Consider the following 13,483-nt stretch of genomic DNA (forward strand, 5'->3'; position numbering starts at 1 on the left):
GCAGACACGCACCTGGGATACCGGCAGTACCACAGCGAGGTACGGAGGCAGGACTTTTTTAAAGCTTTTGAGGTAGTCATTCAGGACGCGGTTGACATGCAGGTTGATGCTGTCGTGCATGCGGGGGACCTTTTTGATTCCAGGAACCCGACCCTTGAAGACCTCCTTGAGACGATGAACCTCCTGTTCCGGTTGAAGGCTGCAAACATACCTTTTTTTGGAATTGTCGGGAACCACGAGAGCAAGCAAAATACCCAGTGGCTGGACCTTTTTGAGGAAATGGGGCTTGCGGTAAGGCTCGGGAAAACACCCCAACTGGTAGGGGATACAGCAATATACGGGATAGACAGCGTCCCGAAATCAAAGATTCCTCTTTACGATTATTCAGGGTTTGAAGTTCCGGAATCCCTGCCGGAAAACTGCAGGAACCTCCTTGTAATGCACCAGACCGTGCAGCCTTTTCCGTATGCGGACTGGGACTGTGCTGAGACGCTTGAAAACCTTCCCTTTAAGGTTGATGCAATTCTCCTCGGGGACTACCACAAGTACGAGAAAATAAAGATAGGGGAGACCGAGACCTGGGCTACATACCCGGGCAGTACCGAACGCAACAGTGCATCTGAAAATGATCCTCGTTCTTACAATATTATCACTCTTTCCGGGGAGGGGCTGGAAATTAGCAAGCGGAACATCCCTACCCGAAACTTCCTGTTCATTCCGGCAAAACTAGACGGGGAAGAAAAGCCTTATGAACAGATTTATTCTGCCGTTAACGAGCACCTCGAAGAACTCCCGGACTCTGTTGTGTTCCTGGACATCTCAGGAGACTCAGGCCCAGTCCTTTCCTTCAGTGAGATTGAAGAATACCTGTTGAGCAAAGGAGTGCTGGTGGCAAGGGTCAAAGACCTCAGGATAAAAGAAGCCCTCCTAGATGAGGTTGTGAAAGTTGCATTTTCCGACCCTGACCATGCGGTTGCCGAAGAAATCCGCAGGTTGAGCTTAAACGACGGCGGGCTGATAGTCGATGAGATTATCCGGAACCCGGGCGTGTCAAGGTCAAGGGTGGACGAAGAAACCGAGAGCCGGCTTTCGGGATTGATTGAAGCCCTGGATTTCAAAGACCCCAATTTCAGGATAGAGGTTCCTGTCAGCCCTGTTATCCCGGTCAGCCCTGTCAGGATTGGAGAGCCTGAAGAATTCAAACCGGCAGGTGCGGCTGAACCGGTTGAAAATCCAGAGTCCGCCGGAGGGGCTGAATTTGCGGCGGCAATTGCCGAAAAATCTAAATTCCTGAGGGCTTTTGCAAGAATTGAAAGCTCCGAATCTCTCAATAATAGTTTTGAAGATTCTGATGAGAGTCCTGAATCTCTTGATAAGGTCTGTGAATCTCTTGATGAGAGTCCCGAATCTCCTCATGTCCCCGTAATATGTGAAAGTGCTGAATCACCTGAATCCGCCGGTTCATGTGAAAATGCTGAATCTGTAGGGGCATCCGTAGAGATCGAAACGCCCAAAACTGCTGCTAATTCTTTGGCTGAAGTCCCCTTCCCATCCGAGATTTCGCAGGAAACTCCCGGAACCCCTGTAGAAATCCCTCCAGTAATCCCTTCCGAAGGTGGAAAAAGAGCTGAGCTAGGGATAGATGCCGGAAATAAAACCGAAGCAGAAGACGCAGAGGCTGGAAAGCTTCCCGGGTCCGGGAGAGAAGCAAGTCCCGAAAAAGAGGGAGAGGGCAAAACCGAAGAGCCTGCAGATGAAAAGCCTGCGGATGAAAAGTTCCTGGATGAAAAGTTCCCGGATGAAAAGTTTCCGGATGAAAAGCCAGCTCAGGCTCCGGATAGAGCCGGAAAACCGGTAAAACAAAGCCATAAAAAAGGAAAAGAAAAGCCTGCTGTGCCCAAACAGTATAACCTTGGTGATTACCTGTGAAGCTGAAAAATCTGTACATAGAAAATATCCGGAGCTACAAAAAGCTGGACTTCACTTTCGAAGACGGAGTAACCGTAATTTCCGGGGTAAACGGGAGTGGGAAATCAAGCTTGCTCGAAGCCTGCTTCATGGGGCTTTTCGGGAGCAAGATCCTTTCAAAGGACTTTGTGCTTGCGGACATGATCTTCAAAGGGGCCGAGAATGCAAAAATCAACCTCGGCTTTGAACATATGGGACGGGAATATCTTCTTGAGCAGGCTTTCAGGTACTCTTCGAAAAGTGAAAACGCTTCAAGCTCAAGGTGCGTGCTCTATGCTGACGGGGAGAATATTGTCGACCAGGCGACCCGCACCTATGATGAGGTCTGTTCCCTCCTGAACATGGATGAAGAGGCGTACAGGAACTGCGCTTACATCCGGCAGGGGGAAATTGATGTGCTTATCAATGCAAAGCCAAAGGACAGGCAGCGCATGATTGATGACCTGCTCCAGCTCGGAAAGCTTGAAGAGTACCGCGAAAGAGCAGGCTATGCGAAGACGGCTGTCCGAAGGCTTGAGAGGGACGCAAAAAACAGCCTTTTGGGCGTGAAAACCGAAATCGAAGGGCTTGAAGGCACGGAGCCCGTTGCAGCCCTTAACAGGCTCAGGCAAAAGGTGAAAGAAACTGACACTGCCTTAAACGAGTTAAATGGAAAAAAAGAATTTGCAGCTTCACGTAAAGAAAAACTCGACCTTATGATTGCAGACTACAGGGAACGCCTGCAAGAAATTGAGGCTTTGAAACAGGCTATCCATAAGTCTCAGGAGGATAAGGCTGGCTGTTTCAGGGAAAAGGAAGCTTTTTCAGGGGAAGTGCAGGGACAAAGGCGTGTTTTGCTCGAACTTGGGGATGAAAATACCGGTTTGAGAGACGAATACGGTTTTGGAGACCTCGAAATTGAAGCTCTGCTTTTGCGCCAGGAAAAAGAGGAGTCCTCTGCCAGGGAAAAAGTAAATACCGCATCAAAAGAACTTGCCCTTCTCCTGAAAGAAGAAGAAACCGGCTTACAGGCATTATGCGAGCTTGAAAAAGAGAAAGCTGAGGCTGAGCGTACCCTGATTGATTGCAGGGCAAGTATCGGGGCTGCAAATAAGGAAATTGAAGGGCACAGGGAAAACATAAGGAAGCTCGAAGAGGAAAACAAAGGGCTGAGGGAAAAAGCAGGCTTTAAAGCAGGATCCGGGGCTGCTGATGAAATCGTTTCAGTCATAAAGGAACTTGAAGAAAAGGAAAGTCTTCTCAGGGACCGGAAAAATGAGGTTTCGACAAAGCTTGGCTTCGCCTTTAAGGAAAAAGAAACCGGCAATCTGAACTTACTTGAGCTTGAAAAGGAACTGCAAAATAGCAGGGCTGCAGTCCTGAAAGGAAGTACGGAAATCGAGGTTCTTGAAAAGGAACTCAAGAATAACTCAAAGGAAGTACTGGAAGTCCAGGAGCAGAAGTCCGGGGTTTTAGCGGGGCTGGAGGGGCTCGGCTTTACCGGAGACCAGCTCGAAAACCTGGAAGATTTCAGCGAGCTTCTGCTGGAAAACAAAAACAGGCTGCATGGGAAAGAAAAAGAGCTTGAGGCTACTTTAAGGGAACTTGAAAACAGCCTCTGTAAAAACCGGGAACTGCTTGCCGAGGGGAAGTGCCCTACCTGCGGGCAGGAACTTAAAGGGTCAGAAATCGCATGTACAACAGAAGAATGCGAACAGAAAAAAGAAAAGCTTGCCTCGGAACTTACGGATATAAAGCTCCAGAACGCTGAACTTGAGAAAAAACTCAATCGGCTCAAGGATGCAAAGAAGCTGGAGAAGCGAATCTCCGATTATGACATTGAAATTGAAAAGCTCCTGGAGAAGGCAAAAGCCTCCGGGAAACTGATAGAGACTTACAGAGCCCGGATAGAGGAGGACTCCCTGAAGCTTGAGAGCCTTGGTAAGCGAAAACAGGAACTTGAAGCCGCAATGAGTCAGCTCCTCCCTGACATTAAAGCTCTGCAAGATCAGGAAAAAGCGGCTCAAACCGCGCACAGTGAAGGTGAAAAAGTTCTCCGTGAGGCAAAAGCTTTTGAAAGAAAGCTTGCCGAAAATGCCTCTGAAATTGAAGCCCTGAACGGAAAAATCCGGACCTCTCTTGCGCTTATAGAAAATTACGGGCAGAGGCTTGGAGAACTCAATGAAAAATTAAAGGCATTTGCCGAAAAGGAAGCCCTGTCAAAAGAAAAACTCAAAGCTCTTGAACTTGCCCTTGAAGCTATGCGGAAAAAAGAAGATGAAGCAAAAAGAGCCCATGCCGAAAGTGAAAAGCTTCTCGGACAGGCAAAAAAGCTCCAGGCTAACCTGCTCCGCATGGAAAATCTCAAACATAAAATCTCCGAGTTTGAGACTGCCATAAGGAACCTGGCAGAAAAGGTGGGTTTCTTTGACCGCGAGATCATTGAACGCAGTGAGAGGATAAGGCAGCTGAAAGAAAAACTGGAAGGAAAAGAGCTTGAAAATCTTCAGCATGACCGCGCCCAGTTTGAACTTGCCCATACAAAAATTATAGAGAAAATCCGGGAAACAACCGCTGAAAAAGATGTCCTTCTTAAAGAAATCGGCATGATTGAAAACAGCTTAAAACGCCTCCGGGAACTCAAAGAAGAACTGAAGGCTCTTGAAAACAGGCGGCTGTACCTTGAAGCTGTATACAGCAATGCCGAAGAGCTTGAAAATACCTATCTGCGCGTCCGGGCTGATATGCGGGCAAGGAACATAGGTGCCCTTTCCGTCCTCTTAAATGAGATGTTTGGTTTCATGTATACAAACAATGCTTACTCCCATATCGAGCTTGACCCCGAGTACAATCTGACTGTCTACAGAAAAGACGGCACCCCTCTCGAGCCCAAACTCCTCAGCGGAGGCGAGCGTGCAATCTTCAACCTTGTCCTGCGCTGTGCCATCTACAGGCTCCTTGCCCTTGGTTTTGCCGGAGACCGTGCAGAAGGGCTTCCTCCTATGATCCTCGACGAACCCACCGTTTTTCTGGACCGCGGGCACATCCAGCAGCTTTTGAAACTAATAGACATGATGCGCAGCATCGGAGTAGGCCAGATCATAGTGGTCTCCCATGACGAGTCCCTTATCGATTCGGCAGACCATGTCTTCCAGGTAGAAAAAGACCCTCTTACCAATATGTCCTCAATTACAAGGCTCTGAAAAGTCCTTACCAGTACACAAGGTAGTTGAACAGTTCGTCAGTCTGCTCTTTATATTCCCCAAAAAAGCTATGGTCCTTTACAAGGTAACCTTCGCCTTCGGATGGAAGGTCTTCCAGGTAACCATACCAGTAGACAACCATGCCTTCTCCGAAAATATTGGCATACTCCCCGAACTGTTTCTTTGCGTAATGCTTATGCTCTAAGTCGTCCCCGAAGAGGGCTTTGCTTTCAATCCACCTGACCATACGGTCCTCTATGCGGATCGGGTCTGCAAGGACAAAATCCGGGGTCTTTCCGTCTCCCTGAGCCCTGATTTCAGCTTCAGTGCAGTAGGAAATCTCCCTGTCATCAAGCCATTTGCGGATAATCTCCTCTCCCATTTCACCTTTTTTGCACTGCATCTCATGGGCGCGGGGAGAAAAGAAATAGTCCGAATCAAGGGCTTTTCCAATCTCTTTTCTCAGGCGGCGGTTTTCGATGCAGTCGAGGTGCTTGAAGAGCCAGTTTATGCTTTTTCGGGACAGGTCACAGTTCTTGAGGATCAGGGAAGCCATGAGGGTCGGAGGGAAAAATGTATACTCTGCAAGTTCAAGAATAGACCGCCCCTGCTCCCACCTCAAAAAGAGTTCCTTTTCTCTGGAATAGATCCTCCTGTGCTTGAACCTTGTCATTTTCACTATTTTCTGGTTAAGAACGGTAGCAAGCATGCCTGCAGGTCTGGAATATTCCTCTGAGAGGCGAAAAACGTCTCCAAAGTTATTCAGTGAACTGTATATCTTCTGGTATGTCTGGCGGTCCATCCTCAATCATCATATTCCTGTTCTTGTTTTTAACATAGAAAATAAAATCGAATAACATGAATTGTTTTTAACATAGGAAATTAAATCAAATAACATGAACGAAAAGTGAGTGTTTTACAACCCGCAGGGACTTTATTAAATCCGTAATTGTTTATCTCTTCTTCTATATAAGTCTCTGACAGTAACTCTTTACCATGTTTCAAGAAGCCTGCCGTGTTTCAAGAAGCCTACTGTGCTTCAAGAAGCAAAATCTCAGAAGGCATAAAGCGGAATCAAGCCACAATCCCGAGAAGATATTCATAAAATCTCAGCAGGAAACCCTTTAAATCTTTAGATTTAGCGGGTAATTGACCAGGTAGGCTCTGCAGGCCTGCTTGGAAACTCAGGAAACGAAGAAAGCATTTTCTCCTTTTTTCGGGCTCTAAACGTTTTTTCCGAAACTCCGGCCTGCGGCTCCATTATAAGTTCATTTGAATAATTCTGAGTAATAATAAGTTCACTCAATCAATTCGGTTAACTTTACTCTAATCAATTCGGTTAACTTTACTCTAATCAATTCGGTTAACTCTAGTTAGCTCTGCTAACCCTAAGTTTACCTGGAGTTACCCTAAATTAATTCTGCTCTTATAAGTTAATTTTGAGTTATTCTAAGTTATCTCTTTCCGCGACAGAGGATCTTTTAACTCCAGAACTCCTCTTCGTAATTCTCGGGAAGGTCTATTTCCATTACTTCATCAAGTTTTTTGCGTTTGTCCCTGTATTCAGTCGCTTTTACTGGTTTTTCTTCCCTGTCGGAAGGATAAATATTTTTCTTTTCTTCTTCGTCACAGGATACAAAGATTGTTGTATGCTTATCCCTGGAGAGTACTTTTTCCTGGGTTTTTGGTTTTTCCGGAGCCTTTGGCTGCGGCTTTGCGTATATAATCGAGTTTTCAATAGGTTTTTCTTCGACAGGATCTTTTTTCAGCCTGGCCTCCAGTCTAAGGGAAGCTGTCTCAGCCTCGCTGGAAACCTGTCTTCCTTGCAGCCTTTTCTCGGGACCTTCTTCAAAACATTTATCCGTTTTTGCATCCATGGGTGCTTCACGGCATCCGAAGAAATATTTGCCGTTTTCCGTAGTTTGAGAAGGCTTTTCTTCCCTTCTTTCAACAGGCTTTTCAGGGGGTATTTCAACTGGCCTGGTAGGAAACCAATCTCCTTTTTCCGAGACGTTTTTCATTCTGGGTAGGGGCTGTCTACCTAACTTGCGGAATGTGTCTTCAGCATAGGTATCTTTTTTACGGCCGTCATTGCCGGACCTGATTTTACTTGTTACATTGTAGCCTATAAGGCAGGTAGGTTCCCTTGTTCTCCATTCCAGACAGAAGAGATGGCATTCCAGCCCTTTACATGTCTGGTTTTCATCAAGTGGACAAATTTCTGGAAGGGTCATACTACTAAGAATACACAGACTGTAAAAAATAGTTAACGGTAATGAAACTGGAGTAAATGATTAAAGCCCGGAAAGGGCTTCTGCAATAAGAGGGGCAACACTCAACCTGCTTTCGGCTTTCTCGAGGGTGTCGGTTGCGATTATATCTTTTACTCCTGCATTGAACAACCTTAAAGTTGCATTTCTTGTAAGGACGGGGTGCACGCAGGCAAGGTGGACATCAATTGCTCCCTGTGCTTTAAGCATCCTAATTGACTCCGCCATTGTCCCCCCGGTCGCAATCATGTCATCTACAAGGACAACGTGCCTGCCGGTTACATCAAGGTTTTTTGTCTTGATCACAACGGTATCTCCGCTGAGCCTTGTTTTCTGAAGATGGTCATGATCAAAACCATTCTCTGAAGACACATTCTTTACAAGCCCCTGAGCCCCTTCATCGGGAGCAACCAGCATGGGGTTTTCAAGGCCAAAGCCAGCGATGTATGCACCCAGCAGGTTTGCCGCATCAAGATTTCTGGCAGGGCAGGGGAAATACTCAAGTACACTCTTTTCATGAATGTTTACTGTAAAAACTCGGTCAGCGTTAATGCAGCGGGCAATAGCGCGGGAACTTATGGGTTCGCCTGGCTTGAACTTCTTGTCCTGCCTGGCATAGCCCATGTAGGGGATCACAACATTGATTTCAGCTGCCCCCTCACAGGCATCAATAAGCTGGAGCAGAGCAACAAGATCGGAGTCTGTGGGCGTGCTCTGGATAATGGTCACTTTTTCGTTTTCTGTTTCTTCTGCGATTCTAAGGTAAAGTTCCCCGTCAGGGAAACAATTAAATTCGCAGAGTACGGGCTCTGTCCCGAGAGCCCTGGCCGTGCGGCTGGCAAGTAACTGTGATGCTGGTCCACCTATGATCTTCAAAATACATACCTCAGTTTGCCGTCTTGATATATCCCATCCTTTAAAAAGCTTATTTTAAATGGACCCTTATTTTTCCGGTTTTTACCTCTTTGAACCTTTACCCTTTGAGCTTTTCAAGCACCCTGATATTTCGTATCAGTGTATGCGGGTAATTTCCTGTTTCATCCTTCTCGGCAGATTTTACCATATCCCAGACAGTAAGCAGCGCAACCGAAACTCCCGTCAGAGCTTCCATTTCAACTCCTGTTTTCCCGACAGTCCGGACCTCCACAATTGCAGAAACCGCATCATCCCCTACCTCCAAATCCACATCTATCCCCGTTATCGGAATCTGGTGGCACATGGGAATTGTTTCCGGGGTCTTCTTTACAGCAAGCACGGCTGCAACCCTTGCAGTTGCAAACACACTTCCTTTCTCAACGGTCCCTGTCCTTATTTTCTCCAGGGTTTCTGCGGAAAGTACGATTTCTCCTGCAGCCCGTGCCAGCCTGGAAACATTATTTTTTTCGCTTATATCGACCATTCGCGCTCTGCCGTCTTCAATATGAGTAAATGTCTTTCCCACAAAATCACCGCGTTTTTCGTATCTATCTGGAATTCCATATAACTTTTAATTTTTTTAATTTCTAATCTTTTTGCCCGCAATCCCCGGTCTCTTAATTTCCGGTTCAGTCAATCCGGATTTGTTTTCGCTGCGAGTAATCCTCAATCGCCTGTTCCAGTTTTTCTGCAAGTTCCTCGGCTTCTTCAAGGTTAAGCTTTACAACTTCTTCGTCTTCCCCGTGAAAAACCGTGATCCTGATCCTTGTCCTTTCGATTTCCACATCTATTTTCCTCTCAAAATCACGTACCATATTCTGTTACCCCCTTCCCTGTATACAGTTTTATATTATTTACAATACAGGACTACTGTTGCAATAGTCCAGGTTTTCAGGTATTGCTTGAATTTTCTGGATATTATCTGATTAATGAGTGGTTATTATTTGAATATTGTTTGATTATTATTTGAGTATTATCTGAACATTGTTCCACCTGAACATTGTTCCATCTGAACATTGTTCCATCTGAACATTGTTTCTACATCAATTTGCCCTTTTTTAAGCTGTTTTTGTGGCTATAACTCTTTCACCCTATTTCTGCCTCTTTGATTATTTCTGGAATCTTTTCAATCACGTCAGTTGCTAGCAGTGCATTTCCCGCTTTCTCGAACGCCAGGTCGCCGGCTGCCCCATTAATGTAAGCTGCACAGGCTGCGGCAAGAAATGCAGGGTTTTTTGAAAACAGAGATCCTGTCAAGCCTGCAAGGACATCTCCAGTGCCTCCTACAGTCATACCCGGATTTCCTGTCCTGTTCAGAAGGGTCTGTTTCCCGTCTGAAATGATGTCGATTTTTCCCTTCAGGAGTGTTACCACTCCCTTTTCCTCTGAAAATTCCCTGACAGCTTTTTCACGGGTTTCCGGGGTATCGGGGATGTCCATATCCCTCAGGCGTGCAAATTCTCCTGAATGCGGGGTTACTATTATTTCACAGTTCCCCGCAAGGGTTTCAAAGAGAGTGCCTGACAGGGCTGAAAGGGCGTCGGCATCAAGGACTGCTTTCCTGCAGAAGGGCAGGATCTTTCTGACAGCTTCAAGGGTCTCTGCTGCTCTCCCAAGCCCCATCCCCATTACAACCACATCATGAGAATTGATAAGGTCAGGGAGGATGGACAGGTCTTCGGGGCAGAGCACGCTTGAGGAAAGTTTTCGGACAATGAGGTCAGGAGAGTAAGAAGCTATAATCCCGGCTACAGATTCAGGCACTGCTGCTGTTACCAGGTCTGCTCCTGCCCTGAGGGCTGCAAGCGCTGCAAGCGCCGGAGCTCCGGAGTAAGGGCCGCCTCCTATGATAAGGACCCTTCCGGCATTTCCTTTATGCGCTTCAGGTGTCCTTTTCTGAAGCATCTGCAGATCGCCGGGACCTACATAGTGTTCAGCATCCGCGCAGACTCCGATATCTGCAACCTTTACCGTGCCTGTATACTCTTTTGCCTGCTCACTCAGGAGCCCTGTTTTCATGCGGTGGAAGGTTACTGTAAGGTCTGCACATACGGCTTTTTCAAAGCCTCCCCCATCAGGGTCAAGCCCGGAAGGGATATCTACGGCAATTACGGTTTTTCCGGCTTTTCCTTCGCTGTTTATAAGGTTAATTGCAGTTGATTCGAGCTCCTTTATGTTTCCCTTAATGCCTGTGCCAAAGATGGCATCCACCAGTATGTCGGCTTCTGAAAACCATCCAGAGGCTGCAAGTTGGCTTGAATCTCTGATCTCAAGTGTCTGAACCCTGCTGAACCTCAACAGGGAGAAATTGTGAAATGCTTCTTCAGTCCCTATATCCCTGTCTTTTCCGAGCAGAATCATCCTTACATTGTATCCGGGAATGCCGGCAAGGTGCCTGGCAGCAACAAAAGCATCGCCTCCGTTATTTCCCCTGCCTGCCACAAACAGTACCTTTCCGCTGCCAAGCTTTTCCTTTATATTCTGTGCAATAGCCGCGCCCGCATTTTCCATTAACTGAAGCGGGAACAGTCCCAAATATAAACAGTTGGCATCGATCGCCTTCATCCGTAAAGAACTGATATACTTCATGCTAATAGCCTGCATGTCTTTTTTTTATTGAGGTTATTCAATATTTTTATTGAGGTTATGCAATAATCGGTATAATTCTATTTAATTCACTTATCTTTTTACGAAATTCCGTATTCCAATAGAATCGGGTGTTTTCACGGATTTCTGTGTTTTCATGGCGCACGGTGTTTTTATGGACATGGTATTTTTACGTGGCTCGTAGCTAATCGGTTGATATTATTACAGGACAACCTGAATACTATCTTTCAGTTTCTCTGTCCCGAGCAAAGCGCCGTTTGAGCCGGAGTGGCTTCCAGTTATTTAAAATGCAATCTTCAGTCGCGCTCGAAAAATAGAGCATCAAAATATCAACTGCTTAATAATAAAAGACCTATTTTTATGGAACTGGAAAGTATTTAATGCCGGTCCTGAATTATCCATATAATCTGAACTATCTATATAATCTGAACTTATTTGCTGCTTTTATACTGAGATTATTTCTACTGAGGAAAACTCATCTAGTGTCATTAACTATATACGCTATATTCCAATATAACATGTATACCGGCAGAATTCAGGTTAAAACCTTAAGAACCCAGGCTATGTCGTAAGAATCCGGGCTATGCCGTAAGAAACAGGTTTATAATGGAAATTAAGGCAAGTTTGTTGCCTGGAATGTTAATTCCGTAATAAGTAACTTCATAAATAGTGACAAATGTAAAGTAAGAGGAGTTAATAGCTAAAGTTAGCATATTTGAGAATTACATGTTAATATTGCATTTAAATTGTAAAAACGAAGATGAATCTGATTTAATATTATATTATAAAGCAGATTCAGTATTGAAATAATCTTAAATAGCCTTATGTCTAACAATGTAATGTTTTTACCTTATTCCTTTATTGAGATTTAAATAGAGAAAAAAGTAAAAAATTGTAAGCAGGCAGGAATCTGATTAAATGTTTGCTTTCCTTTGCACGTGTCTGGACTTACATAAGAATAGGAGGATGACTTTTGTCAAATTCTTCAAAAGATGCGGATAGCAGCCTTAAGAGCACAGTTAAATCCAGGTATCTTATCCTGGGCAGCGGTAGTATTGGTTTTGCGCTTGCAAAAGAGCTCAGGGAAAGCAATAAGCTTGTAGTCATTGTAGATAACGACGAAGCTAAGGTTGAGACTCTCAGAGAAGAAGGCTTTGAAACTATTCTCGGAGATATCTCTGACCCTGAGCTCATTAATAATATTGATCTTAAAAATGTCGTTGCAATACTCTTCCTGAGTTCCAACAATGAGGCAAACAGGAAAGGAATTGAAAACTTTAAGAAAATCGTAAACCCGGATATCCAGATATTTTCCCGTGCCTCGGATATCATCAATAAAGAAAAGATGGAAGATCTGGGGTCTGATTACGTTTTTATGCCCTCCAAGCTGGTCGCAAGCTCCCTTTCCCGTTCCCTTGAGAGAGCTGAGTCTGTCCACAGGGGCAACAGGCTCGCCAGGTGGCTGAAAGGAATAAGGGATAAAAAACTTGCTATCGTAATCCACGATAATCCTGACCCGGATGCGATATCCAGCGGGCTTGCATTAAAGGAAATCGCAAAAAGCCTTGGGGTTGAAGCAAATATCCTCTACCACGGAAGGATAGGGCATCAGGAAAACAAGGCTTTCGTAAACCTTCTCGGGATTGACCTCAGCAAGATGGAAGATCACGACCCTGATAACTTTGACGAAATTGCCCTGATAGACTGCTCACTTCCCGGTGTTAATAATATGGTTCCTCTGAATTCATATGTAGGCATTGTGATAGACCATCACCCACCCGGAGAAACCGAGATAAAGGCTGAATATATAGACATCCGGCCCAACTTTGGGGCAACAGCCACTATCATGACAAAGTACCTGCAGCAGCTAAATATCAATATATCGAAGACCCTGGCAACGGCTCTACTTTACGGAATCAGGACTGACACGCAGGACTTCAAGAGGAAAACCGACCCTGCAGACCTCTCAGCTGCTTCGTACCTCTATCCCCTTTCAAATCACGGGATCCTGGATCAGCTCGAGCAGCCTTCAATGGCTATTGAAACCCTTGAAGTGCTCGGGGAAGCTATCCGGAACCGGCAGGTACTCGGGAGTTACCTTCTCTCAAATGTCGGGAACATACGGGATAGGGATACTCTTCCTCAGGCTGCGGATTACCTCCTGAGCCTTGAAGGAATCTCCACAACTGTTGTCTTTGGGGTTACCGATGACCGCATCTATATCTCGGGCCGCAGCAATGATATCAGGGTCAACCTTGGAGAGATTATGCGCCAGGCCTTCGGAGAAGACGCGGGCGGGCATGCAAATGCAGCAGGTGCCCAGATACCTCTCGGAGTTTTCAGTGCCACAAAAGACCGGCAGACACTCTTAAGGCTCGTTAACGAAGCAGTCGTCAAGAGATTCCTGAGTGCCGTCGGAGTTGAAAGTACAGGAGAATAAGCTATCGGAAAAAAGGCAGGCGTTTTCAGTAGAACCGCCACCATTGAATTTTCTAAAAGAGAAAAGAAGGAGGGATTTTTTTCTCTCCCTCATTTTTTTTC

9 protein-coding genes are annotated in these 13,483 nt (G+C 45.7%); 3 read left to right on the plus strand and 6 right to left on the minus strand.

Annotated elements, in window-relative coordinates; translation table 11 throughout:
* Positions 1-1,929: metallophosphoesterase (locus EO92_RS06065; RefSeq protein WP_156165736.1), on the plus strand; the 1,929-nt coding region annotated here is incomplete at its 5' end.
* A complete protein-coding gene (locus EO92_RS06070; protein ID WP_048170053.1) occupies positions 1,926-5,150 on the plus strand; it encodes a DNA double-strand break repair ATPase Rad50 in 3,225 nt (1,074 codons plus the stop codon). The genes EO92_RS06065 and EO92_RS06070, both read left to right, overlap by 4 nt.
* 7 nt (positions 5,151-5,157) lie before the next feature.
* Here the strand turns inward: EO92_RS06070 and EO92_RS06075 are convergent, their stop codons facing one another.
* The 6 genes from EO92_RS06075 to EO92_RS06100 all read right to left on the minus strand — a co-directional run bounded on the left by EO92_RS06075 (position 5,158) and on the right by EO92_RS06100 (position 10,924).
* A complete protein-coding gene (locus EO92_RS06075) occupies positions 5,158-5,952 on the minus strand; it encodes a C15orf41 family protein (RefSeq protein WP_048170085.1) in 795 nt (264 codons plus the stop codon).
* 679 nt (positions 5,953-6,631) lie between these two features.
* A complete protein-coding gene (locus EO92_RS06080; RefSeq protein WP_048162510.1) occupies positions 6,632-7,384 on the minus strand; it encodes a hypothetical protein in 753 nt (250 codons plus the stop codon).
* A gap of 60 nt (positions 7,385-7,444) precedes the next feature.
* Positions 7,445-8,296, minus strand: a complete 852-nt coding sequence (locus EO92_RS06085) for a ribose-phosphate diphosphokinase (protein ID WP_048136473.1) — start codon at positions 8,294-8,296, stop codon at positions 7,445-7,447.
* 97 nt (positions 8,297-8,393) lie between these two features.
* Positions 8,394-8,861 carry a cyclic pyranopterin monophosphate synthase MoaC gene (moaC, locus tag EO92_RS06090; RefSeq protein ID WP_048136472.1) on the minus strand — a complete coding sequence of 156 codons (468 nt, stop codon included), beginning with the start codon at positions 8,859-8,861 and terminating at the stop codon, positions 8,394-8,396.
* Positions 8,862-8,964: 103 nt separating this feature from the next.
* Entirely contained in the window at positions 8,965-9,150 is a 186-nt protein-coding gene (locus tag EO92_RS06095) for a hypothetical protein (protein ID WP_048136471.1), read from the minus strand.
* Positions 9,151-9,421: 271 nt separating this feature from the next.
* Entirely contained in the window at positions 9,422-10,924 is a 1,503-nt protein-coding gene (locus EO92_RS06100) for a bifunctional ADP-dependent NAD(P)H-hydrate dehydratase/NAD(P)H-hydrate epimerase (protein WP_048170055.1), read from the minus strand.
* A gap of 991 nt (positions 10,925-11,915) precedes the next feature.
* Between EO92_RS06100 and EO92_RS06105 the strand changes: the two genes are divergently transcribed.
* Positions 11,916-13,382 (plus strand): DHH family phosphoesterase, encoded by a 1,467-nt coding sequence (locus EO92_RS06105; RefSeq protein WP_048162513.1) that lies wholly within the window; start codon positions 11,916-11,918, stop codon positions 13,380-13,382.
* Positions 13,383-13,483 lie beyond the last annotated feature (101 nt).

This window comes from Methanosarcina sp. 2.H.A.1B.4 (assembly GCF_000979385.1).
In the GTDB taxonomy this organism is placed as follows: domain Archaea; phylum Halobacteriota; class Methanosarcinia; order Methanosarcinales; family Methanosarcinaceae; genus Methanosarcina.